A 24,837-nucleotide genomic window follows, 5' to 3' on the forward strand; every position below is an offset into this window, starting at 1 on the left:
TTGTGATGTACGGACTGTACTAACTGTTCATACTGTTCCGGCCAATGGTGATGCTCCTTTCATTTCTGGCAGAGCCATGCCTTGTGTTTCCTTTTCCTCGGGCAGCCGCCAGATCAGCTCTGTACGGAAGCCGCCCAGCGGCGATTCGCAGAACCGCAGGCAGGAGCCCTCGCCAAATAAATGCATCAGCCGGCGGTTTGTATTCCAGAGGCCGCAGCCCATTTCCTCCTGCAGCGGCTCCAACATTTTGCGAAGCAGCTGCTCCCGTCCTTCTTTGTCCAACCCCGGGCCGTCGTCATCCACAAAAATTTTGCAATAACCGTCCCCTATGCTGCCCGTAATGGCAATTTCGCCGGAAGCATACGACTTGGAGATGCCATGAATGATTGCGTTTTCAACAAGGGGCTGCAACATCAGGCGCGGCACCTGCTGCCGCTTCATTTCCTCCGGCAGCTCAATGCTGTAGCGGATTCGGCTGTTGCGCAACATCTGAATCTCCAGATAGTTGACAACCAGCTTCATTTCCTCCTCCAGCGCCGCCGTCTCCCGCTCCATGCGAGTCGTATACCGATAATAAGCGCTCAGGTTGTAGGCCATCGAAACAACAGCCTCTTCCTCCTTCATCTGCGCCATATTGATAATAAAGCCAAGACAGTTGTACAGAAAATGCGGATTGATTTGCGCCTGTAGCTGCTTCAGGGTTGCTTCCCGCGCTCTCAGTTTTTCGCCCAGCACCTTCTCCACCAGCTCCTGGATTTCCCTGGACATTTCGTTAAACCGGTAAAACAGGAAGGAAAATTCATTGTTCACTTTTGCTTTGATTTGGACGGAAAAATCGCCCCTTTGTACACTTTGCAAGCCGCGAATAAGCTGAATGATGGGGCGCTGGACATTTCGGTACAGCAGTACGGAAGCGCTAATCCCAACCGCAAACAGCAGCCCCATGGTCAAATAAAACAGATTGCGGCTGGCGGCGATAGGCCCCAACATCTGATCCAGCGGCACCGCGTCCACCAAATACCAGCCCAACTGCGGCGACCGGATGGAGCTGACCAAATAACTTTGGCCGTCCAGCGTCACAATGTGCTGGGCCTTTTCGCCCAAATCCCGATCCTCCAGATCGCTTGCCAATTCGGACAGCAGGGATTGCGTCGCGCTTCTGTTTACAATCGGCATTTCGCCCTTGCGGTAAAGCAACGCATTGCCTTGCCCGCCCGCCTTGTATTCATCCAGCATATTCCGAATATTGTCGTGGCTAAAGCTGGCCTGGACAACCAGATTGCTGCCCTTCAGCGTCCCCTGATAACCGTAGGAATCCGTATAAAACCAGTTGAAGGTCCCATTCCCGGCAGGTTCGCTGTCCCGCCCGTCTCCATAGGTCCATTTTCCCGACATATTGGACTTCAAATAGTCCTCGTCATAGTTGACCGGAGCTGCCGAATTTGAAATCGCTTCCTTGTTTTGCTGTGAATATACGGAATAATTTACCGGCCATATGTTGTTTAATCCGGATTGAAGTCGCATTTTTTCCTGTACGACATATCTCGTCTGCATTCTGTCATAGCGGTCATCCCACATATTCAAACCGTTGAATTTCTCCACGTTGGGATCGCGCGAGAAAGAAATGACAAAGTTGACCGTTTGCGATATCCGGTTTTCCAGCTGACTCGACAAGAAGGCCAATTGCGTCATGTTGGACTCTTTCAGCTCCTTGCTGATGACATTGTTGGTCACCCCGTTGGAATAGGCAAAAAGGATGATAATGGGCACAAACAAAAGGATAATCAGGGCATTCATTTTGAGAAACAGGCTGTATCTTACTGCGGTTTTCCGATTGACGAATTCTTGGCTGCCTCCAGCTGCCATTTCTCATTTCCCCCTCTAAATGAATCGCCTAAGGGTGTGTCTTCAAGCTCGCTCAAGGACACTTGTCAGCGCCTTTTCGCCCCCTGATGCGTTACTTTTCCAAAGGCTTACCCCCGGTATGCCTTTGGAAAAGCGCCTTGCAGAGAACGAAAATTCGGCAATATTTGCTCCCTGCGGAGTTTGAAGACACACCCTAACAAAACGCTATCGATCCTAAAATTGTCTTATAGAGCGTATTCAACTCGCTTTGGTACTATTTATATCAGGGTTTGACGCAATACACAATTATGTTTTTTTGGGAGAGGGAGAAGGATGAAGGCTACAGCATTGCAGAACACACCCCCCGGACTCACGCAGAGCAAGGGTAAAAAGAGACGGAAACGACAGCCCTGGAGCCTGCATCTGATGGTGCTTCCCGCAGTCGTGCTCGTCTTTGTATTCGCCTATATTCCCATGACGGGAATTACGATGGCATTTCAGGACTATTCCGCCAGACTGGGCTTTTTGGACTCGCCGTGGGTTGGACTGAAGCATTTTCGCAGCATGTTCGAAAACGAATATTTTATCAAGATTACTTTGAATACGCTTCTGTTTGCCTGCTCCAAAATGCTGCTTAATCTGTTTATTCCCTTCCTCTTTGCGCTGCTGCTGAACGAGGTGCGGCATATGGGACTGAAGCGCGGCATTCAGACGCTGGTTTATTTGCCCCACTTTTTGTCGTGGGTAACGCTGTCCGGCATTTTGATCGACGTGCTTGCCCAAACGGGGCTGCTAAACCAATTTCTCAGCGGGGTGTTCGGCATTAAACCGATTTTTTTCCTCGGCGACGGGTTCTGGTTCCGGATTACCATCATTTTCAGCGACGTTTGGAAGGAATTCGGCTTTAATACAATCGTTATCCTTGCTGCGCTAGCGGGCATTAATCCGTCGCTGTATGAAGCCGCTGAGGTGGACGGCGCAACACGCCTGAAGCAGACGCTGCATATTACGATTCCGGCGCTTATTCCGATAATGATCGTTATTGCGACGCTGGCGCTGGGCAACGTGCTGAACGCCAACTTTGACCAGGTTTTTAACTTGTACAGTCCGCTGATCTACCAGCAAGGCGATATTATCGACACGTTCGTTTACCGGGAAGGTTTGTTAAGCGGCCAGTTCAGCTTTGCAACCGCAGTTGGCCTGTTCAAATCCGGCATCAGCCTGGTGCTGATCATTATTTCTTACCGTCTTGCCTACCAATTCGCCGGTTACCGGATTTTCTAGAAAGGGGGGAACTATCTTGTATCACAAAACGTTGTCCTATCGCATCTTCAGCATATTCAACAATATTTTTCTGAGCGTCGTTGCCGTTGTTTGTTTGCTTCCCCTATTTCACCTGCTGATGGTTTCGCTTAGCTCCGCTTCCGCAGCAAACGGCGGACTGGTCACCTTTTGGCCTATAGGCTTTACGCTGAAGGCTTATTCCATCACTTTTGAAAATGAAAATTTCATTTCGTCCCTATGGGTGTCGCTGCAGCGGACGGTGCTCGGCACAGCCTTCGCCATGCTGATTACATCGCTTGCCGCTTATGCCTTGTCCAAGGAAACCCGGGACTTCCGCGCCCGCAAGGTTTACATGTGGTATTTTGTCATCACGATGCTGTTTAGCGGCGGCTTGATCCCGAACTATATTCTGATTTTGAAGCTGGGACTGATGGATACGCTGCTGGCCCTGATTCTGCCCGTTACGGTATCCGTGTACAACCTGATTTTGCTGCTTAACTTTTTCAGGACGGTGCCGCGAGAACTGGAGGAAGCCGCCTTTATGGATGGCGCCGGACATTTCCGCACGTTTGTTTCGATTTATTTGCCAGTGTCGCTGCCGGCGCTGGCGACCATTTCGCTTTTTACGATGGTTATGCACTGGAACGCCTACTTCGACGGCTTGATCTATATCAAGGAATCCTCCAGGCTGCCGCTGGCGAGCTTCCTGCAAACCATCATCGTGCAAGCCGACATGACTCGTTTTGACCCAACCGTCGTCGAAAAGCTGTCGCAGCGCACCATCCGGGCTTCGCAAATCTTTATCGGCTCGCTGCCGATCCTTATTGCTTATCCCTTCCTGCAGCGCTATTTCGTCAAAGGCATCGTAATTGGCGCAGTAAAGGAGTAGGCGAAGGTGAAGGCGCGGACTGCGGGCAGTACTTCTCGCCGAAGATGGCGGGGACTTGGCTTCGGGCAGCTCTCCTCGCCGAAGATGGCGGGGACTTGGCTTCGGGCAGCTCTCCTCGCCGAAGATGGCGGGACTTGGCTTCGGGCAGCTCTCCTTGTCGAAGTCGGCAGGGACTTGGCTTCGGGCAGTTCTCCTCGCCGAAGATGGCGGGGACTTCAGGCGGTACTTCTAGCCGAAGTCGGCGGGGGGCCGCAGGCTGTTCTTCTAGCCTAAGGCTGCGAGGGTTTCCAACTATTATTGTAATGGATAATGGACATAAATGACCATTAGAGCACGTTTCGGACCTGCTGGTGACTTCTAACGGTCATATCTGTCCACTACAGCTCAAAATAATGCCAAAACTATTCTTTTTTAGGTTCTAATGGACAAAAATGTCCATTAGAAATTGATTTTTCTGTAAAAGCAGCTTTAATGGACAGATTTGACCATTAGAATAATTATCCTTTACAGAGTAGCCATTAACACCTTAAACCTCTATACTGCCGAATCGTTTTGCCATCTGACCATTAGCTCAATTGACATTTGCATCATAGTTATTTACACCATAGAGCTTAATTCCTCAAAATCTCAAAGTCTTGAAACATTGAAACCTTTAAACCTTGAAACCTTGAAATGATTAAACTTTGAACCTTAAAATCTTTTATTCTTTTTGACCTTTATGCCTCGAAACCATTTGATCATTTGACCAACTACCATTCGGCAGTTAACTGACCTGTGGACGATCAGTAACAGAACAGCGAACAATCAGCTGAAATAGTCAACACTTATAAGAAATGAGGTTTTATTCGACATGAGCGCAACATCACCCGAACATAATCAACAATTGCCTGAACAAGATCAGCACTCAACTGAACATGCTCAACCTCAACATTCATCGGCACCGACCGAAGGCGCGGAGAGCATCGGTTATCGGGGAAAAGGCACCTTGCCCCAGCTTGTGGCTCAAATGACGCTGGATGAAAAAATCGCCCAATTGATTCAGCTAGCCGTACCTTTTTTCGAAGGAGCGGAAAGCGCGGGACTCATTACGGGCCCAATGGAAGCGATGGGCATTACACGTGATACAGTAACAAATGCCGGGTCTGTCTTAGGCATGGCGGGAGCGGAGGAAGTGATTGCCGTACAGCGCACCCATCTGGAAAATAACCGTCTAGGCATTCCCCTGCTAATGATGGCTGATATTGTACACGGCTTCAAAACGATATTCCCGGTTCCGCTCGCAATCGGCTGCTCTTGGAATACGGAGCTTGCAGAGCGCAGCGCTGAAATTGCGGCGCTGGAAGCTGCCGTTTCCGGCGTCCACGTGACTTACGCTCCAATGGCGGATCTGGTGCGCGACCCCAGATGGGGCCGCGTGATGGAATCAACGGGCGAGGACCCTCATCTTAACGCCTTGTTCGCGCGCGCTTTTGTTCGCGGCTTCCAGGGAAGCGATCTTGCGGGCGACATGGGCCGCGTCGCGGCTTGCGTCAAACACTTTGCCGCCTACGGCGCGGCGGAAGCGGGACGCGACTACAATACAGTGGATATGTCGGAGCGGCAGCTTCGCCAGTTCTATCTTCAGGCTTACAAGGCCGCGCTGGACGAAGGGTGCGAAATGGTGATGACCTCCTTTAATACGGTTGACGGCATTCCGGCAACGGGCAACCGCCGTCTCATGCGGGACCTGCTTCGGAAGGAATGGGGCTTTGACGGCATTCTCATCTCCGATTGGGGAGCCGTCAGAGAGATTATTGCGCACGGCATTGCCGCCGATGAGCGCGAAGCGGCTCTCAAGAGTATTCATGCCGGGGTCGATATCGAAATGATGACCCCTTGTTATGTCAATCATCTCGGAGAGCTAATTGAAGCTGGCGAAGTAGAAGAGGCGCTGATCGATGAAGCCGTACTGAGGATTTTGACGCTGAAGGAAAAGCTTGGATTATTCCAAAATCCTTACCGTGCCGCGAATCCCGAACGTGAAAAAGAGGTCGTGTTCAGTAAGGAGCATCGCGAGGCTGCGTATGAGCTGGCGCTGCAATCCTGCGTGCTGCTGAAAAATGACGGCGCATTGCCGCTGCAAAGAAATGCCGAGATTGCGCTGATCGGGCCGTTTGCAACAAGCGGAGACGTGCTTGGCCCATGGTCCTGGACCGGCTCGCGCGAGGACGCCGTCAAGCTTGCGGAAGGATTGGCCGCAGGGCTGGCAACCGGCTCCGGCAAGCTGCATGTTGCGGAAGGCTGCGGCATCCTGCAGCACTCGACGGCATCCCAATGGGAGGAAGTATTGTCTGCCGCGCAAAATGCTGATGTTATTGTATTGGCACTGGGCGAAGATTCCGATATGAGCGGCGAAGCGGGATGCCGGGCCGATATCCGCTTGCCGCAGGCTCAACTTGAGCTTGTATCCAAAGTGAAGGCGCTTGGCAAACCTGTCATCGCGGTATTATTTAACGGACGCCCGCTTGATTTGCATGGTGTGCTGGATGAAGCCGATGCGGTGCTGGAAGCCTGGTTCCCCGGCTCCGAAGCTGGCCGGGCAATTGCCGACCTGCTGCTTGGCGATGCCAACCCGTCCGGCCGTCTGACGATGTCGTTTCCATACAGCGTTGGCCAGGTTCCGGTCTATTACAACGCCTTCAACACAGGCAGACCGCAAGGCGCGCCTGACGCTCAGGAACGTTACGTTTCCCAATATCTCGATATCCCTAACGAGCCGCTGCTGCCGTTTGGCTTCGGGCTAGGCTATTCCGCATTTACTTACAGCGATGCCGCCATTTCTTCCGAAATTCTGAGGGATGCTCAAGAACTGACCATATCGGTAACGGTAACCAATTCCGGCCAGATGGCGGGTATGGAGACTGTGCAGTTGTATGTACGCGATTTGTCGGGCGAAGTGGTTCGTCCCGTCAAGGAGCTGAAGGATTTCCGCAAAATAGAGCTGCAGCCAGGCGAAAGCAAACGTATCGCCTTTACTTTGACCGAGGAGCAGCTTCGGTATTATCATTCCGATCTGAGCTTGTCCAGCGATGCAGGGGCTTTCATCGCATTTGTAGGTCCAAACAGCAAGGAAAACACGGCTTTGCCGTTTCGGCTGGTCAAATAAGCAGCAGCCTTGCTCCGCCCCAATAGGATCAAAATAAAGCACGCCGCAATTGTTGTTTATTACAACAATGTTGCAGCGTGCTTTTTTTAGTCCCATTCAACTAAGACGTGAAGTTACAGGTCGGCAAGCACCTGATACCAGACTCCGCGTTTGGAATACAACGTTTCGCGAACATAATCCCAGCCGCCAAGATACGAAATATCGAAGAGACCTGAAGGAACCACATAACGATCCGCCGTCTCCTTCGCTACTTCCTCGTTAACGGCCCGGAAGCCGTATTCCACAAACTTGCGCTGCGCTTCTGGACTGTGAAGGAAAGCAACAAAAGCTTCCGCCACTTCGCGCGTGCCATGTTTGTCCGCATTTTTGTCCACCACGGCAGCTGGATTCTGAATCCGAATCGTGGATTCCGGGATCACGATATCGTAAGGAATGCCTTTGGAGATCCGCGCCAGCAATTCGTTTTCGTAGGTGACGATAACGTCCCCTACCCCGTATTCAAAAGCCGCCATGGAAGCCCGGCCGCTTTTGTCCAGCGACTCTACGTTGCGATGAATCGATTTCAGAAATTGCTTGGCGTAATCGGGCGACTTTTCGCCGGTTTGCTCCTCCGACTTTTTGAGTCCGGCGCCGTAAATTGCATTAATGTCCCATTGAGCGCCGCCGGATGTTTTGGGGTTGGGATAAAGCACTTTTACCCCGTCGGCAGCCAAGTCCTCCCAATCGGAAATGCCTAACGGATTCCCCGGCCTCGTTCCCAGAACAACAATGGATTCGGTTATCATCCCGTCATTTAGCGACCGCCAGTCATTCGTAATAAAACCTGCGTCCTCAACCTTGTCGATATCGCCCTCCATCGCCAGCACCGCGACATCAGCCTCAAAACCTCCGGCAATCGCGCGAGCCTGTGTGCCGGAAGCCTCATAGGATTCCTGGAACACGACCGTTTGTCCCGTTTCCTCCAGCCACTTCTGCTTGAACTCTGGAAGCAGCTCTGCAAAGGCGTCTTTTACGACGGAATAAGCGCCGATGACAAGCGTAACCTGGCCCTCCGCAGGCGGTTCGCCAGTCTCCGTATTATTGCCGCCATTTCCGCCGCTGCAGCCTGCAATTAGGAGCAGCAGCGCAAGCATTGCGATTGCCCGCGCCGCATTGGATCTTCCCTTTTTCATACCCATCATCACAACATCTCTTTCTCGAGAAAGTAGATTAAATCATTAAATGAACATCGGCATCGGATCTACTTTTAGCGGGTTTTCCAGCACCCAGCTCCGGGAATCATTAAACAGGTAAGCCCGATGCAGCAATACGTTAATCTGCTCTCCGGGATGAAGCACTTCCTTCTCCAGAGAACGGTATGTGATCAGCTTGGTCGAACCGATCTCCAATTCAACCATCCATTCACTGCCGCGGAAATGAAGATGTTTTACAATCGCAGGCATCGTAGCGGATGCCAGACTAATTTCTCCCGGCTTGCCCAGCTCGATATATTCAGGACGAATCAATGCCTTCGTGCCCGGTTCATTGGTTGCATGCTCAAAGCCCTTCAATTCGGACAAATTCTCCACAACGGTGGATTCTCCGATAAAGCTGGCCACAAACGGCGTTGCCGGGTCCTTGTAAATATCCCACGGACTGCCTTTTTGCTCCAGACGGCCTTTGCTGATAATCATGATTTCATCCGCTACCTCGATGGCTTCCTCCTGGTCATGCGTCACGAAGATAGAGGTAATGCCGACGCTTTCGATCATTTCCTTCAGCCACGTCCGCAGCTCGGAGCGGATTTTGGCGTCAATCGCCGCAAACGGCTCATCCAGGAGCAGCAATTGCGGCTCGGGAGCCAATGCCCGGGCAAATGCCACCCTTTGGCGTTGACCGCCGGACAGCTGATGCGGATAACGATGCTCAAAGCCTTTAAGGCCCGTAAGTTCCACCAAATACATAACGCGCTCGCGGATTTGCTCTTTGGTTTGTTTCTTCACTTTGAGTCCAAACGCCACGTTGTCATAAACAGTCATATGTTTGAACAACGCATAGTTTTGAAAAACAAAGCCGATGCCGCGCTCCTGAGGAGGAAGATCATTTACTCTTTTGCCATGAAAAACGATATCCCCGCTGGAAGGCGTTTCTAGTCCTGCCAGCATGCGCAGAATCGATGTTTTGCCGCCGCCGCTTGGCCCCAAAAGGCCAATCAGCTTGCCCTTTTCAATATCAAAGCTGACATCCCTGACCGCATGAAAGTCGCCGAAGCTTTTGTTTAAACCCCGTACCTCGATATGCATCCGCTAATGCACTTCCTTTCGTTTTTTGGACCATTCCATGAGCAGCAGCAGTCCTACGGAAAAAGCCGCAAGCACCAGCGCCACGCCATTTGCGGCGACCACATTAAAATTTTCGACATCTTGGTATACCAATGTTGTAGCCGTTTGCGTTTTATTCATAATGTTGCCCGAAACGACCAATACCGCTCCGAATTCGCCAAGCGAACGGGCTACCGTCAGCACCACGCCATAAATGACGCCCCAGCGGATAGACGGCCAGGTGACCATCCAGAACGTATACCAGGGATAAGCCCCCATCATCGATGCGGCTTCCTCCTGCTGTGACCCGATTTCCTGAAGCACCGGCATAACCTCGCGCACCATAATCGGGAATGTAACAAACAGGGTTGCCAGAATCATGCCCGGCAGCGCATAAACAACTTTAAAGCCAATATCTTCGAAAAAGGCTCCAATGACCGTATTAGGCCCCAGCAGCAGAACAATCATCAGGCCGCCGATGACGGGAGAAACCGCAAAAGGCAGATCCACAATGCTGTTCAACAGACGTTTAATCTTGGTTCCAAGCCATGTTCCGCGCACCAGATACAGCGCCAGCATGACGCCAAACAAAGTGTTGATTGCGGTAACCACCACAACAATGATGCCGGTCATCATCAAAGCGTGAAGCGATTGCGGGCGAAGCAGCGCGTCAACAAAGGACTGCGCTCCGTCGCTCCAGGCTCCGGCGGCAATTTGAATCAACGGCACGATAAGCAGCAGACCAAATACGACATACGTCAAGCCAATCCATAAACGTCTCATATTCATTGCCCCGACCTCCTGGACTGAATCATGCTGACGATCCAGAGAATCAGGAAGGAAAGAGTAAGCAGCAGCACGGAAACCGCCGCGGCTCCTTGAGGATTATTGCTTTCGATTTCTCCAAAAATAAATACCGATGCAACCAGCGTTTTTCCGGGAATATTGCCCGCCACCAGAACGACTGCGCCAAATTCGGCAAGTCCGCGCGAAAAGGCTAACATAGCGCCGCTGGCAATGCCGGGGGCCATGGTCGGCAATATTACCTGAAAAAAAGTTTTGGCTTTGGAAGCGCCCAGCGTATAGGCAGCCTCCTCCTCGGATTTATCCAGCTCCTCCAGCAACGGCTGAATGGCCCGGATCACAAACGGAAAGGTTACAAATACCATAGCTACGACGATGGCCGGCTCATGAAATACGATTTCAATGCCAATCGCTTGCGCCAAGCCGCCGATCAGGCTCCCTGGACCCAACAGCAATAGAATCAGCAAACCTCCAACCGCTGTTGGCAAAGCAAACGGCAAATCCACCAAGCTGTTCAGAATCGTTCTGCCAGGAAAGCGGTAACGAATCAGTACCCAGCCAATCATGGTGCCTAATGCCACATTAATCAGTGTTGCGATAACGGCCAGCTTGACGGTAAGCGCAACCGCCTTCCACGCAAGCGGTTCAGCGATACTTTCCCAAAATGCGGGCCAACCTTCCGATAGAGATTGAACATAAATTCCACAGATAGGCAATACAATCAGGCAAAAAAAGTAAAGCATAATTGCGCTCCGGAAACCGAAGCTCCAAGCCTTTCCCCGAAACAACGCATTCACTGTGACGTGACCCTCCAAACCATCGGCTCGTGCCGTAGGGTAATAAACCAGCTATTTTCATAATTCCTATTAAATTACTAGGTATTAATAATGTAGCATCCCGATAGCGGGTACGTCAATACGTTTTTACCACTTTGACAAAAAGAAAAGCTGTTTTTTTCTGCCGCGTTGGCAGAAAAAACAGCTTGCCAGCCAAGCGTATGGCTTGGCTGTATCTTTAACTATTCGCCTTCAATGCAATATCGGGCTTCGCCTTCCGCAATGACGGCTTGGCCTGCCGTTAGCTCCGTAATCCAAGCCATAAAGCTCTCTTTGTCGGGCTCCTCAGGCAAGCAACAAACCGTTACCTTGTCGGTAAACTCCGTGCCCCCGACACGCATGGAACGGGCATGCAGCTCATTTTCCAGCTTGCCGTACCAGGTGTAGTCTACCTCTACGAACACTTCGCGGTGCAGGACCAGCTCGATCTCTTCGGCTGCCTCAATGCCGGCGACCGCCCCATCCGTATAAGCGCGGACGAGGCCTCCCGCCCCCAGCATAATGCCGCCGAAATAGCGAGTGACAACAACCGCTACGTTTTTCAATCCTTTATTTCGGATAACCTCCAGAATCGGCTTACCTGCCGTTCCGCTTGGTTCTCCGTCGTCCGAGGCCTTCTGATGCTGATCCCTCTCGCCCACGATGTACGCGGAGCAATTATGGGTAGCCATCCGGTGTTGCCGCTTGATTTCCTCAATAAAAGCAACTGCTTCCTCTTCCGACTCCACCGGCTTGGCAAAGCCGATAAACCGGGATTTCTTGATCACGATCTCCCGGTTATTTTCCTTGCGCACCGTCCGGTATCTAATCAGCATGGAATATTGCGCCTCCGAGCCTTACAGACGTGCTTCCAGCTCTGCTTTTTCTTTTTCGTAGCCAGGTTTGCCGAGCAGAGCAAACATATTTTTCTTGTAAGCTTCTACGCCCGGCTGGTCAAATGGATTGACGCCAAGCAGGTAGCCGCTGATGCCGCAAGCTTTTTCGAAGAAGTAAACAAGATAGCCGAACGTATAAGGCGACATATCGGCGATGTTGACGATCAGGTTTGGCACTTGGCCGTCTGTGTGGGCAAGCAACGTGCCTTCAAATGCTTTTTTGTTGACAAAATCCATCGTTTTGCCAGCCAGGAAGTTCAGGCCGTCCAAATCGTCGGCATCCGTCTCAATCGTGATTTGCTCTGGAACTTCATTTACTTGAATAACCGTTTCGAAAATATTACGGTTGCCCTCTTGGATAAATTGGCCCATGGAGTGCAGATCCGTTGAGAAATCAACGGATGCAGGGTAGATGCCTTTATAGTCCTTGCCTTCGCTTTCGCCGAAGAGCTGTTTCCACCATTCCGATACAAAATGAAGGTTTGGCTCGTAGTTTACAAGAATTTCGGTTGCTTTGCCTTTACGGTAAAGAGCGTTTCTGGCAGCAGCATACTGATAAGCTTCATTTTCCGCCAGGTTAGGGTTGCTGTATTCCTTGGAAGCGTCAGCCGCGCCTTGCATCATGGCGTCGATGTCGATTCCCGCAACCGCGATCGGAAGCAAACCAACCGCTGTCAGAACGGAGTAACGGCCGCCAACATCGTCAGGAATAATGAAGGACTCATAACCTTCTTCAGAGGACAGCTTTTTCAAAGCGCCTTTTTCTTTGTCGGTAGTCGCGTAAATGCGACGGCGAGCTTCTTCCTTGCCGTATTTCTTCTCCAGCTCGGCGCGGAATACGCGGAACGCGATTGCCGGCTCTGTTGTTGTTCCGGATTTGGAGATGACGTTGATCGACCAGTCCTTGCCTTCCAGCAGCTTAAGAAGATGCGTCACGTAAGTGGAGCTGATGTTATTGCCCGCGAACAGCACTTGCGGAGTTTTGCGCTGCTCTTTGGATTGGATGTTATAGAAGGAGTTCGACAGCATTTCGATCGCGGCGCGCGCGCCGAGGTAAGAACCGCCGATACCGATTACGATAAGAACTTCGGAATCGCCATTGATTTTTTCTGCCGCTTTTTTGATGCGTGCAAACTCGTCCTTATCGTAATTGGCAGGAAGATCGATCCAGCCCAGATAGTCAGATCCGGCTCCTGTTCCGTTATGTAAATTCTCATGCGCCGTCTTAACCTGCGCCGTCAAATAATCGATTTCGTGCTGACCGATAAAACCAAGCGCTTTGCTGTAGTCAAACTTTACTGTTTTACTCATCTTGCATTGCCTCCCAACGTATTATGCGAAGCCTTGGCTTCACCTGTACAACAAATTCAACTATTCCTTAAGAATAGCCAATTTAACCCCGGAACACAAGCCTGTTCAACATGAACGGTTGATGAAGGAACATCGTGTTTTTCCTCAATAATAGGGGGATATCATCAAATACACGATTACGCCTGTGAGACTGACATACAACCAGACCGGCATCGTCCACCTGGAGATTTTGCGGTGTTTTTCGATTTGACCCGTCATTCCCCTCACCACCGACAGAAGCGCCAGCGGGACAACCACAACGGCCAGCACGATATGCGTGAGCAAAACAAAGAAATAAATGCCGCGCAGGATGCCTTCGCCGCCATAAGGCGTCGACTCCGTCAAATAGTGATAGGTCACATAGGAGGTCAAAAACAAAGTGGTTGTGAGAAACGCCATACCTACAAAAGTCCGGTGCATTTTAATGTTTTTACGTTTGATCGCAACCAGCGCCACAACCAGAGACAGGAACGTGAAGCTGTTGAAAATCGCGTTTAACATCGGCAAAATCTTAACGTTAAAGCCGATTTCGCCGTCATAGGCGGGCAGGAAAAACAGGATCGCAACGAGCGCCACGATAACCACGGTCAGGATTGCCACCAGCGGCGTATAATTCTTTTGCTTCATCAGTAAACCTCCATCATTTAATGCAGTCTATATAACTTTATCTCATTCCCCCCTTCGTATTCAATGCATTCTCTCACTTTGATTGTCACAAATTAACGAAAGTTTGCTTGTTCCAACATTTTCAGCTCGCCGTCATGTGAGTAATTGTACAAATGGTTTGCGGCAAGCAGGGTCGGGACAGGTTCCAAAAGAAAGAAAAACACGCTCCTTGCGGAGCGTGCCACTTTTAATCCGAACGCCTCTCCTTAGCTTTGTGAAGGAAACCGGACCAGTTCGTTTACCTTGACGGCTTGCCCCGTCTTGATGGAGCGATTTCCCGCAATGCCCGTCAGTATGGACATTGCTCCGTCGATATGCGACGCCGCCCGGTTGAAACGGTCGTGAGCCGGAGGTCCGAACAAATCGCGCAGCAGGACAGGATCGCCGCCGCCATGTCCGCCTTCGCCCGTCTCCACCTCGACTTCGTAAGCAGGTTCAAACATCGGAATAACCAGCAGACGTATGCCTTTTACAGCGCCCTCCTGCGATTTTTCACCGCCGCCGTTTACGTAAGGCTTTTCCACCACTCTCACTTCCAGGCGGCCTTTGCTGCCGTTAAACACAACCTGGAAGCCTTCCCAAGGCAAATACGCGTTAAGTGAATAGGTCAAAATCGCTTTGCTGCGATATTGCACCATCACACCCATCGTATCCTCAATGTTAATGCCGTCTCCGAATACGCTTTGATCGCGCTGGTAGCCGTCTTCATGCTCCGCATCCAGGTACATCGATTTCAAATAAGGATTTTGATCCAGATGCAGGGCAAAATGATCCTCTTTTGCGGCAGAGCTTCCGTGCGCCCGTTGATAAAAACGGGTTTCGCCGCGGCGTTCGGCGTTTTCTTTGCCGTAAAAGCGAAGATCGCCCATCGCAAAGACCGTCTGCGGCTCCGAACCAAGCCAGAAATTAACGAGGTCGAAATGATGCGTCGATTTGTGCACCAGCAATCCCCCGCTGTTGCGTTTATCCCGATGCCATCTGCGGAAATAATCAGCGCCATGCTGCGTATCAAGCAGCCATTCAAAATGAACCGAATTGACTTCGCCGATTACCCCGTCCATGATCAGCTCGCGGATTTTCGTATTATGGGGAGCATAACGGTAGTTGAACGCAACCCGAAGCGACTTGCCTGTCCGCTCAACAGCGTCCAGAATGTCCTGGCATTTATCTTCGTCGATGGTCATCGGCTTTTCCGAAATAACGTCGCAGCCGAGCTCCATCGCTTTTATGATATAGGTATGATGCGTGCGGTCCATGGAGGTTACGATGATGCAATCCGGCTTTTCCCGGGAAATCATCTCCTCGAATTGCTCTGCCCGGTACGTCTGAACCGGTGCATGGTCATATCGCTCCTGCAGCAAGGAGTTGGCGTAGTTCATCCGGGTGACATTGCTGTCGCAGAATGCGACAAGCTCGCCCTGATCCCTGAAGTCCCGTACCAGCGCCCCGTAAAAAAACTCTGCCCGCGAACCCGTGCCAACCAGTGCATATCTCTTTTTGCCCATATCTCTATTCCCGCCTTCGCCATTGGATTGTCTTAACCTTGAAACCATCTTAGAACAAAATAAGTCATCTTTCTTCTGAATATTTGCTGATCTTTTAAAAAAGATGCATATCTTGTGCTAAAATAAGAAAAAACCTTATCAAGAAACCCCTTATAGGGAAAGGCAGGCGTTAAGGATATGGAGAATTCCTTGTTCAAAATCGAGAGGCTGAAGCGCGCGGGCCATTTTACGATGGAAGAGGATGAAATCCATGACTTTTACGAGCTGTATTATTTGCTGCACGGAGAGCGAAGATACTTTATTCACGACATCAACATGCTCGTGCAGGCGCGCGACCTGATCTGGATTCCGCCCCATATCCTCCACCGCACCCTGGATACCGGAAAGCCGGATCACGAACGGATTTTGCTTCAGTTTCACGGCCGTTATCTCCGGGAGAATCTTGGCATAGATCCCGATTTGATGTTATCGGCATTGTCGGCAAGCCGCAGATTAACTCCAGATGTTAAAGAGCAGGAGCTGATCGAGTTTCTTTTGAACCAAATGATCGCCGAATCCCGCAAACCCGACCATTCGACTCCGCTATATCTGGCGTCCCTGCTGACTCAATTATTGATTCAGGTGAGGAGAATTGCGGAAAAGACGTCGGAGAAAAGCCCGGAACAGCCAACCGTGTGGGAAGGGATGATCCATTACATGCATGAGCATTTTGCCTCTCCGTTAACGCTTACGGATATTTCCAAACACTTCTATATGAGCCCTTATCATGTCAGCCGCAAATTCAGCCAATATACGGGCTTTCAGTTTACGGAGTACCTGGTTTGGCTGCGTATCAAAAAAGCCCGCGAGCTGCTGGCGGAAACAAATTTGCGGATAGTCGATGTCGCCCATGAGTCCGGCTTCAATAATCTTGCTCATTTCCAGCGCGTATTCAAGCGGCTGCTGCGCTGCACGCCCTTGCAGTATCGCAAGCTTCACGCGGCGAAGAAAGAATGATAGGACATACTAAGAAAGATTGAAAGCCCCCAAGTCTCGGGCAATAAAAAAGGGCCTCCGCGAATGCCGCGAGGCCCTTCTTGTTCATTACTCGTAGATGTACGAGCAGCAATAGTCGGTTACTTCCGCTACCTGCAGCTTAAACTTGGTGTTTGCAGGCACCTGGAATTCGCCTTCTCCCTGGATATGCAGCCATTCGGTTTCTCCTGGCAGCAGCACCTTGAGATCCCCGCCGAGAATCTCCATAATTTCCACGCAGTCCGTGCCAAATTCATAATCGCCGGTAAGCATGATGCCTAACGTTTTTTTCGTTCCGTCGGGGAACAAAACGACGCGGCTTGTCACCTTGCCGTCGAAATAGACATTGGCTTTTTTAACAACCGTTACATTTTCGAATTGCGACATATGAGGGGATTCTCCTTTATGTTGGGATTACAGAAGCGCTTTGACTTTGCTTACTACGTTTTCAACGGTAAAGCCGTATTCCTTGATTACGCGGTCGCCAGGAGCCGAAGCGCCAAAACGGTCGATAGCCAAAATGTCGCCGCCATCGCCTGTGTAACGCTCCCAGCCGAACGGATGCGCCATTTCGATAGCAAGACGGGCTTTTACGTCTGGAAGCAATACGGAATTTTTATATTCCTTGGATTGCTTCTCGAACAGATCCCAGCTTGGCATGCTGATGACGCGAACCTGGATGCCTTCTTCAGCCAGCGCTTTTTGAGCCGCTACCGCCAGTTGAACCTCGGAGCCTGTAGCCAGCAGTTGGGCTTGCGGCTTGCCGTTTGCCGCATCGGAAACAACATATGCGCCTTTGCGCAGGTTTTCGCGAGCGCCTTGAACGGTGCCTTCCAGAATCGGCAGGTTTTGGCGAGTCAGCACCAACGCAACCGGATTTTCTTTGTTTTCAACCGCATACGCCCATGCAGCGGATGTTTCGTTGCCGTCAGCAGGACGAATAACCGTCAAACCAGGGATGATGCGAATGGAAGCCAATTGCTCGATCGGCTCATGCGTAGGTCCGTCTTCGCCTACAGCGATACTGTCATGCGTCAGCACGTAAACGACCGGCTGGTTCATCAGCGCAGCCAAACGGATTGCAGGACGCAGGTAGTCCGTAAAGACGAAGAACGTTCCGCCGAACACTTTGATACCAGTGTGCAGGCTGATGCCGTTCATTGCTGCAGCCATACCGAATTCACGTACGCCGAAGTAAATGTTGCGGCCGTCGTAGCTGCCCGGCTTGAATTGCGTCAAGCCTTTCAGGTGAGTCATCGTGGAGCTTTCCAGGTCGGCGGAGCCGCCTGCGATGCTAGGCACGTTTTTGGCAAGGCCATTCAGTGCGTTACCGGAAGCTACGCGTGTCGAAACCGCATTGGATTCGGTCGTGTAATGCGGAAGGTCGGCATCCCAGCCCTCTGGCAGATCGCCGCTTGTAGCCAATTCAAATTGCTTGGCCAGCTCCGGATGTGCTTCCTTGTAAGCCGCAAACAGGGCATTCCATGCTGCATTAGTCGCTTCGCCTTTTGCTTTTACATCAGCAAAATGAGCGCGAACTTCGTCAGGCACATGGAACTGATGCTCTTCATTCCAGCCGTAGAATTGTTTGGTCAGCTTGGTTTCGTCAGCGCCGAGCGGGGAACCGTGAGGACCTGCATGGCCGCCTTTGCCGCCTTTGTTCGGGCTGCCGTAGCCAATAACGGTTTTAACCTCGATCAGGGTTGGCTTGCCTGTTTCCGCTTGCGCTTCCGCTACTGCAGCAGCCAAAGCTTCCACGTCGTTGCCGTCAGCAACGCGAAGCACTTGCCAGCCATAACCTTCAAAGCGGCTTTGAACCGTTTCGGAATACGACAGATTCAATTCGCCGTCCAGAGAGATATCGTTGGAATCATAAAGAACAACCAGCTTGCCCAGCTTCAAGTGGCCTGCGAGGGAAGCTGCTTCATGGGAAATGCCTTCCATCAAGTCGCCGTCGCCGCAGATGGAGTAAGTAAAGTGGTTAATGACGTCAAAACCGTCTTTGTTATATACAGCGGAGAGATGAGCCTCTGCCATCGCCATGCCAACTGCCATCGCTACGCCTTGGCCCAGCGGTCCAGTTGTTGCGTCAACGCCGGCCGTATGACCGAACTCCGGATGGCCCGGCGTCAGGGAACCCCATTGACGGAAGTTTTGCAGTTCTTCCAGCGGCAACGCGTAGCCGGACAGGTGCAGCAGGCTGTACAGCAGCATCGAACCATGTCCAGCAGACAATACAAAGCGGTCGCGGTTCACCCATTCCGGATTGGATGGATTGTGATTCATATTTTGAGCAAACAATTGATACCCCATCGGAGCTGCGCCCATCGGCATGCCCGGGTGGCCGGATTTAGCTTTTTCAATCGCGTCAATCGCAAGCGTACGAATGGTATCGATTGAAAGCTGTTGAATCGATTTTTGACTGACTGTCATTTCATTACCCTCCTGTTTTCTGCTTAAATCTCATTTTGACAATTTCAAAATCTGTATTCATTGTATCACTCATTGTCAATTAAACACAACAGTCTTGTTCTGGTGTACGAGCACGCGATCTTCAATATGCCATTTGACGGCCCTTGCCAGCACGACGCGTTCAATCGTTCTGCCTATTCTTTTCAAATTATCCACATTGTCGCGGTGAGTGACGCGTTGGACGTCCTGCTCGATGATTGGCCCGCCGTCCAGCTCCTCCGTCACGTAATGAGCTGTTGCGCCAATGATTTTGACCCCCCGGGTATAAGCTTGGGCATAAGGCTTGCCGCCGACAAAAGCAGGCAGGAAGGAATGGTGGATGTTAATAATCCGGTTAGGGAACTGCTCGATGAACTTGGGCGAAATAATCTGCATGTAGCGAGCCAATACAATCAGGTCCGCTTTGCCTGCCACAACCTCCATCTGCTTGCGCTCCGCCTCCTGTTTAGTCGATGGCGTGACAGGAATATGGTGGAAAGGAATGCCGAAAGGCTCTACCAGGGAACGCATATCGGGATGATTGCTGACCACCATAGCGATGTCGGCGTCCAGATCGCCGGCTCTCCACTGCCACAACAGCTCAAGAAGGCAATGATCCTCTTTGGATACAAAGATCGCCAGCCGTTTTTTGCGGCTTTCGCGGAAAATATGCCACTTCATCTGGAAGCGGTCCGCCACCCGCGTAAAATCTTCGACCAGTATCGGCAGCTCAGTCTCCACATCGTTCAAGTCAAATTCAAAGCGGATAAAAAACATGCCGCCTTCAGGGTCCATCGTATATTGATCCGACTGCACGATGTTGGCGCCGTGCTCATGCAGGAAATGGGATACGGCAGCCACGATACCTGAGCGGTCCGGGCAAGAAATCAACATTCTAGCGCGGCCGCCTTTGCCGGTTTGATTATTGTTTACATCAGCTTGCGTCACATTCATCGTCCTTTTCTCACATGAATTTGGAGCAGGGTACTAGGGCGTGTTTGCTAACACGCCCTAGCCTGCAAACCACGCCGTCAGGCGCTGGTTGATTTCTTCTTCGCTCAAATCTGCGCTGATTGGCCGTTCAGCCACCACCAGATCGTATAACCGCTCCATCGGCTCGCGCGGATCGGCTTTTTTGGCTTTGGCATCAGTTTTCAGCAGGTTCCAGGTATCCAGCACGAACTGGCGCCGGTCAATTTCACGCGTGGCAAAAAAATCGTTCAGGCGTTCAACATCCTCCAGGAAGCCCGCGCCAAAGCGCGCCTCCGCTTCGCCGCGCAGCAGCGCAATCTCGATCTCGTACATCGGACGAACCTTTTTGTCATCCTTCCCGATCCATGGCGTCTCCAGAATAAACGGACGTCCTTGCAGCTTCTCGTGATGAACAAGCGCCGACAACGCCTGGTGACCAAGCCATCCGGCACCGATTGGCGCATGGCGGTCCTTGCCCGCGCCGCGACCGTTTTTGCTGTCGTTGACATGAACGACGGCTACTCGGTCAAGGCCAACCACCCGGTCGAAATCCTCAAGCACGCCATCCAGATTGTGAATTAAGTCATACCCTGCATCATGCATGTGGCAGGTGTCCATACATACTGTCAGACGTCCATTGTTCCGCACCTTTTCTATAATAGATGCGATTTCCTCAAAGCTGCGGCCGATTTCCGTACCTTTGCCGGCCATCGTCTCCAGCGCGATATTGACGTCCAGCCCGTCCGTGCCTTCCAGCACCATATTCAAGCCTTCTGCAATGCGGTTAATCCCGTATTCGGCATCCTTGTCCGTATAAGCGCCTGGATGCAGCACGATATTGCGCACGCCAATGGCAGCTGTACGGCGAATTTCCTCCTGCAGGAAATTAACCGCCAGCTCGAAGGTGTCTTCTTTATAGGAGCCCAGATTAATGATATAAGGCGCATGCACAACGATTTCATTGATGCCCGCCCCTTCCATCAAGGCTTTTCCTTCATCGATATATAGCGATTCTATCGGCTTGCGGCGTGTATTCTGCGGTGCGCCGGTATAAATCATAAATGTGCTGGAGCCGTAGGAAATGGCTTCTTTGGCTGCAGTGACCAGCCCCTTGTCCGAAAAAGATACATGGGAACCTATCTTCAACATGAGCAAACACCCCTTTATAAGACTGTACAATTAACGTACGATTGTTGATCAAAGCTTATTTTACAGGGAATGCCGAAATAAATCTAGTAAGCGGCCTTAAACGAAAAGCAACGCTTAACGTTTTAAATCGTTAATAAATAAAGAGAAGTTTTCAAAAAATAAATGAAGCATCTATTTAAAAAAGTTGTTCAAAAAGTCCACTTCCCATTACACAGAATGCCTAGCGGAGTCAACTTCGATTATGACATCCAGCCGAAATCTCCAGTGCTCACTTAGCTTCCACTAAGCTCTGCTCCTCGATTTCTAGCTTTATGCCATCTTCTCGGTACTGAAATCCGAACTTTTTGAACACATACATAAAGGAGGAACTTTATAGTTCATGAAAATCAAGATTCATTTTAATGTCGCACCGGCTATTTGCACGGTATGTATAATAAGCTTCGGATTAATAGGCGTATTCATATCCAATGAGAAGGTCGCACATTTTGATCAAAACTTAATTAGTTTCATACAAGGGCTCGAACATCCGACTATCACCCGGATAATGAAAGTGTTCACGTTTATAGGAAGCGGCGTTCCAGTCGGCGTGATTACTGCAATTTCAATTTTATTTTTATATAAGGTGCTCCATCACAGAGTGGAGTTGGTATTATTAATGGGTGTCATCATTGGTTCGGCTCTGTTAAACCCTGTGCTTAAAGAAATTTTCCATAGAGCCAGACCAATGATTCACCGCATTATTGAAGAAAATGGATTCAGCTATCCAAGCGGACATTCAATGGCTGCCTTCAGTCTGTATGGAGCGTTGACGTATTTACTTTTGCGCCATATCAAGTCAAGTTCAGGTCGAACCCTTCTACTAATAATCAGCGGCATAATGATTTTGCTTATTGGTTTAAGCCGTATCTATCTCGGCGTACATTATCCAACAGATGTGCTTGGAGGTTTTCTAGCGAGCGGCGGTTGGTTAGCGATTGCGATATGGTTTTTTCAGAGGCGGTATCGAAAACAATCCGGGAATACGGTATAATTTATAACTGAGGTGACAAAGTCGTATGGGTGATACTTCCAGCGGGTTTATGTATTTTATCGTGTTTTGGGCGATTATCATGATTCTTGCTATGTCTGTCGGCGGTTTTTTTATGTTCCGCAAGTTTTTGAAAGTGCTTCCCATGCGGGACGGCAAGTCAAAGCTGGATTGGCAGAATTACTGGGTCGAACGCAGCCGCAGCATGTGGGGCGACGACGCCAAAGCGTTATTGGATGAATTGGTATCCCCTGTTCCGTCCGCCTTCCGCGATATCGCCAAACATTCCATCGCCGCCAAAATCGGCCAGGTGGCAATTGAGCAAGGCGCTGAAGCCGTAACCAGAGAACATTGCATAGAGGGATACATTCGGGCAACCCCAAGCCGCGACTACCGCAGCCTGGTTAATTTCCTGAACCGGAAAGGCATCGATTACAGCGCATACGAGCATCTTCTGAACAAATAGCACTCCCGATTTCAGTGCCGCCATCAAAAAAAGTGCAACCCTATAGGCGGCAATTTCGTTAAAACAATGAGGAGGTGCTTCATCATGAATACATCAAAAGCGAAAAAACGCAGAGATGCCGGAATAGCCACAGCCGTATTGTTAGCTGTCGCACTCACCTTGTCGGCATGCGGAACAACCAAAATCGACCCGATATCAGTGGAAAACGCCGGAGGAAATAACACCGGCGAAGGCGACCAATTGCCTTCAGACAACGGTATTATGGAGCCGGGTTCACCGGGAAGCAGCAATAGCGCTGACGGCGAAGCTGCAAACGAGGGAACACAAGACGGCGAAACGGGCAATCAAAGCTCTCAAGGGGATCCCGATACGGCAGTTGTAGTCGCAACGGGCACATTTAGCGGAATAATAGATAACAATTCGATCGAGATCATTACGGATGCCGGAGCAGACGCCTACCGGATTACGGAGGAGCTGGCTTCCGTTGTAAACGAACTTCCGGCAGATGCCAAGGTGCGCTTCCAATACACGGTAACTCCCCTGGAAGACGACCCTTCCGCACATCAGAACTGGCTTAAAGCCATTGAGCAGATAACACAATAACGCTTTAACTTACAAAAAACCGTTTCCAGTCCGCGAGCCAAGCTCGCGGCCGGAAACGGCCTTTTTATTTTTCAGATGATATCATTATTACAAGGTCGTAATTTTGAATACGACAGGGAAGGAGCTTTTAACTTCCTTGGTTTTAAGCACGAGAGCTTCTTCCGTTCTTGTCCATTCCGGCTTTTCATCAAAGCCCAATATCTCGATATCCTTGATGGCGCCTTGGAAATGATGTCCTTTTTCCTTCAGCGTACGGATTTGCACCTCGCCGTTTTCCGGATACGCCAGAACCGTTGCATATAACAAATTGCCTTTGTTGGTGAAGCGAATGTCCTCCGGCGTGAAAAACTTGGCTTCGCCGTCCGTGAACTGGCCTTCTGCGACAACTGTAGGGCCTTCACCGCTGATGCGCCAATAGGACGACCCATAAATAGCTTCACCATTAACGCCGAGCCATTCCCCTATTGCCAGCAAAATGTCGCGGTCCTCTTCCGGGATGCTGCCGTCGGCTCGCGGACCAACGTTTAACAGCAAATTGCCATTTTTACTTACGATATCGACCAAGCCTTGAATAAGCTCAACCGGAGATTTATAATCGTTGTTAATTGTGTAACACCAGGAATTTCTGGCTACCGCGGTATCCGTCTGCCAGTAATAAGGCTTCATTTCGGCAAATTGTCCCCGTTCTACGTCCGGGACAGCGCTTCCGAATGCAAACGCTTCATGTTTGTAGTTGATAATGCCCTGAAAACCTTGGCTTGCCGTTTTATTATAATAATAAGCAGCCAGCTTTTGGAGATAAGGCTTAAAGGCCGAATGCTGAATCCACCAGTCAAAATAAAGCACCTTGGGCATGTAATTGTCCACCAATTCGCAGCAGCGGATCAGCCAGTCCTCCAGGTACTCCTGATGTGGAGGAGATTCGTAAAGATTGTGGTGATCCGGTTCAGGCATTGCCGGCCAATAGAAGTCTCCACATTGCATCGGCTCCTGAATATCGGAAGGAAACTCCTTGCCATGCGACATAAAGAACCAATGCTCCGCCCGGTGGGTGGAAGCGCAAAATACGAGGCCTTGCTTCTCGTACGCTTCTTTCATTTCGCCAATCAGATCGCGTTTGGGTCCCATTTCGGCCGCATTAAAGACAGAAACATCGCTTTTGTACATCTGGAAGCCGTCATGATGCTCCGCTACCGGCATGACGTATTTGGCGCCGGACTTGCGGAACAGCTCCGCCCATTCATCGGCGTTAAATTTTTCCGCCGTAAACATAGGAATAAAATCCTTGTAGCCAAACTCGGTATGCTTGCCATACGTTTCGATATGATGCTGATACTCCCTGCTGTCTTTGATATACATATTTCTGGAATACCATTCGTTGGCAAATGCGGGTACAGAATAAAGTCCCCAATGAATAAAAATGCCGAATTTGGCTTCCTTATACCATGCCGGCACTTGAAAATGGCTTAATGATTCCCAATTATCCTGGTACGGGCCTTGCGCAATTACGGCATTAATTTGATTTAAATAAGCCTGCTTATCCATTATCAATCAACCGTCCTTTCCTGTTTAGAGGCACACCGTCATTTTAACAGGATGGATAACGGCCAAACATGTTGCTCGCTAACTTTTTTTTGTAAAAAACTAACCAATGAT

Annotated in this window: 22 protein-coding genes; 8 read left to right on the plus strand and 14 right to left on the minus strand. The window is 50.5% G+C overall.

Translation table 11 applies throughout. The annotated features are described in order from the left end of the window. Window positions 1-27: 27 nt before the first annotated feature. Window positions 28-1,866 carry a sensor histidine kinase gene (locus ACX93W_RS10290; RefSeq protein WP_459392277.1) on the minus strand — a complete coding sequence of 613 codons (1,839 nt, stop codon included), beginning with the start codon at window positions 1,864-1,866 and terminating at the stop codon, window positions 28-30. A gap of 405 nt (window positions 1,867-2,271) precedes the next feature. Here ACX93W_RS10290 and ACX93W_RS10295 point away from each other — a divergent pair, with 405 nt between their 5' ends. From ACX93W_RS10295 to bglX, 4 genes are all read left to right on the plus strand, one after another. Then, window positions 2,272-3,129 carry an ABC transporter permease gene (locus tag ACX93W_RS10295; RefSeq protein WP_459392372.1) on the plus strand — a complete coding sequence of 286 codons (858 nt, stop codon included), beginning with the start codon at window positions 2,272-2,274 and terminating at the stop codon, window positions 3,127-3,129. 16 nt (window positions 3,130-3,145) lie between these two features. Next, complete coding sequence (locus tag ACX93W_RS10300; protein ID WP_459392278.1) at window positions 3,146-4,018, plus strand: carbohydrate ABC transporter permease; 873 nt, start codon at window positions 3,146-3,148, stop codon at window positions 4,016-4,018. A 6-nt stretch (window positions 4,019-4,024) separates the two neighbouring features. Continuing rightward, complete coding sequence (locus tag ACX93W_RS10305) at window positions 4,025-4,291, plus strand: hypothetical protein (RefSeq protein WP_459392279.1); 267 nt, start codon at window positions 4,025-4,027, stop codon at window positions 4,289-4,291. Between the two features lie 733 nt (window positions 4,292-5,024). Continuing rightward, window positions 5,025-7,163 (plus strand): beta-glucosidase BglX, encoded by a 2,139-nt coding sequence (gene bglX / locus ACX93W_RS10310; RefSeq protein ID WP_459392373.1) that lies wholly within the window; start codon window positions 5,025-5,027, stop codon window positions 7,161-7,163. Between the two features lie 113 nt (window positions 7,164-7,276). Here bglX and ACX93W_RS10315 read toward each other — a convergent pair whose 3' ends face one another. The 8 genes from ACX93W_RS10315 to ACX93W_RS10350 form a co-directional block, all read right to left on the minus strand. Further along, the gene (locus ACX93W_RS10315; RefSeq protein ID WP_459392374.1) at window positions 7,277-8,335 is read right to left on the minus strand and encodes a sulfate ABC transporter substrate-binding protein; all 1,059 of its coding nucleotides are present in this window, start codon (window positions 8,333-8,335) and stop codon (window positions 7,277-7,279) included. A gap of 45 nt (window positions 8,336-8,380) precedes the next feature. Next, window positions 8,381-9,445 carry a sulfate/molybdate ABC transporter ATP-binding protein gene (locus ACX93W_RS10320; RefSeq protein WP_459392280.1) on the minus strand — a complete coding sequence of 355 codons (1,065 nt, stop codon included), beginning with the start codon at window positions 9,443-9,445 and terminating at the stop codon, window positions 8,381-8,383. A 3-nt stretch (window positions 9,446-9,448) separates the two neighbouring features. Continuing rightward, window positions 9,449-10,246, minus strand: a complete 798-nt coding sequence (locus tag ACX93W_RS10325; protein ID WP_459392375.1) for a sulfate ABC transporter permease subunit — start codon at window positions 10,244-10,246, stop codon at window positions 9,449-9,451. Between the two features lie 2 nt (window positions 10,247-10,248). Beyond that, on the minus strand, window positions 10,249-11,064 hold the full coding sequence (gene cysT, locus ACX93W_RS10330) for a sulfate ABC transporter permease subunit CysT (protein ID WP_459392281.1): 816 nt from the start codon (window positions 11,062-11,064) through the stop codon (window positions 10,249-10,251). A 221-nt stretch (window positions 11,065-11,285) separates the two neighbouring features. Continuing rightward, window positions 11,286-11,918, minus strand: a complete 633-nt coding sequence (locus ACX93W_RS10335; protein ID WP_459392282.1) for a YigZ family protein — start codon at window positions 11,916-11,918, stop codon at window positions 11,286-11,288. A gap of 21 nt (window positions 11,919-11,939) precedes the next feature. Then, on the minus strand, window positions 11,940-13,289 hold the full coding sequence (locus ACX93W_RS10340) for a glucose-6-phosphate isomerase (RefSeq protein WP_459392283.1): 1,350 nt from the start codon (window positions 13,287-13,289) through the stop codon (window positions 11,940-11,942). A gap of 144 nt (window positions 13,290-13,433) precedes the next feature. Then, complete coding sequence (locus tag ACX93W_RS10345) at window positions 13,434-13,955, minus strand: DUF420 domain-containing protein (protein ID WP_459392284.1); 522 nt, start codon at window positions 13,953-13,955, stop codon at window positions 13,434-13,436. A 245-nt stretch (window positions 13,956-14,200) separates the two neighbouring features. Next, on the minus strand, window positions 14,201-15,499 hold the full coding sequence (locus ACX93W_RS10350; protein WP_459392285.1) for a Gfo/Idh/MocA family protein: 1,299 nt from the start codon (window positions 15,497-15,499) through the stop codon (window positions 14,201-14,203). A gap of 177 nt (window positions 15,500-15,676) precedes the next feature. Here ACX93W_RS10350 and ACX93W_RS10355 point away from each other — a divergent pair, with 177 nt between their 5' ends. Continuing rightward, window positions 15,677-16,495, plus strand: coding sequence for a helix-turn-helix transcriptional regulator (locus tag ACX93W_RS10355; RefSeq protein ID WP_459392286.1), 819 nt, complete (start codon window positions 15,677-15,679; stop codon window positions 16,493-16,495). 87 nt (window positions 16,496-16,582) lie between these two features. Here the strand turns inward: ACX93W_RS10355 and ppnP are convergent, their stop codons facing one another. From ppnP to ACX93W_RS10375, 4 genes are all read right to left on the minus strand, one after another. Beyond that, entirely contained in the window at window positions 16,583-16,900 is a 318-nt protein-coding gene (gene ppnP / locus ACX93W_RS10360; RefSeq protein ID WP_459392287.1) for a pyrimidine/purine nucleoside phosphorylase, read from the minus strand. Window positions 16,901-16,927: 27 nt separating this feature from the next. Next, window positions 16,928-18,946 carry a transketolase gene (gene tkt / locus ACX93W_RS10365; RefSeq protein ID WP_459392288.1) on the minus strand — a complete coding sequence of 673 codons (2,019 nt, stop codon included), beginning with the start codon at window positions 18,944-18,946 and terminating at the stop codon, window positions 16,928-16,930. Between the two features lie 75 nt (window positions 18,947-19,021). Then, window positions 19,022-19,918 (minus strand): formyltetrahydrofolate deformylase, encoded by an 897-nt coding sequence (gene purU / locus ACX93W_RS10370; RefSeq protein WP_459392289.1) that lies wholly within the window; start codon window positions 19,916-19,918, stop codon window positions 19,022-19,024. Between the two features lie 57 nt (window positions 19,919-19,975). Continuing rightward, the gene (locus tag ACX93W_RS10375) at window positions 19,976-21,085 is read right to left on the minus strand and encodes a deoxyribonuclease IV (RefSeq protein WP_459392290.1); all 1,110 of its coding nucleotides are present in this window, start codon (window positions 21,083-21,085) and stop codon (window positions 19,976-19,978) included. Between the two features lie 379 nt (window positions 21,086-21,464). Here ACX93W_RS10375 and ACX93W_RS10380 point away from each other — a divergent pair, with 379 nt between their 5' ends. The 3 genes from ACX93W_RS10380 (at window position 21,465) to ACX93W_RS10390 (ending at window position 23,181) form a co-directional block, all read left to right on the plus strand. After that, the gene (locus tag ACX93W_RS10380) at window positions 21,465-22,115 is read left to right on the plus strand and encodes a phosphatase PAP2 family protein (RefSeq protein WP_459392291.1); all 651 of its coding nucleotides are present in this window, start codon (window positions 21,465-21,467) and stop codon (window positions 22,113-22,115) included. Between the two features lie 25 nt (window positions 22,116-22,140). Beyond that, the gene (locus ACX93W_RS10385; protein ID WP_459392292.1) at window positions 22,141-22,578 is read left to right on the plus strand and encodes a DUF2621 domain-containing protein; all 438 of its coding nucleotides are present in this window, start codon (window positions 22,141-22,143) and stop codon (window positions 22,576-22,578) included. 84 nt (window positions 22,579-22,662) lie between these two features. Next, the gene (locus tag ACX93W_RS10390; RefSeq protein ID WP_459392293.1) at window positions 22,663-23,181 is read left to right on the plus strand and encodes a hypothetical protein; all 519 of its coding nucleotides are present in this window, start codon (window positions 22,663-22,665) and stop codon (window positions 23,179-23,181) included. Between the two features lie 87 nt (window positions 23,182-23,268). Here the strand turns inward: ACX93W_RS10390 and ACX93W_RS10395 are convergent, their stop codons facing one another. Then, window positions 23,269-24,726 carry an alpha-L-fucosidase gene (locus ACX93W_RS10395; protein ID WP_459392294.1) on the minus strand — a complete coding sequence of 486 codons (1,458 nt, stop codon included), beginning with the start codon at window positions 24,724-24,726 and terminating at the stop codon, window positions 23,269-23,271. Window positions 24,727-24,837 lie beyond the last annotated feature (111 nt).

It is taken from the genome of Paenibacillus sp. CAU 1782 (assembly GCF_054551715.1).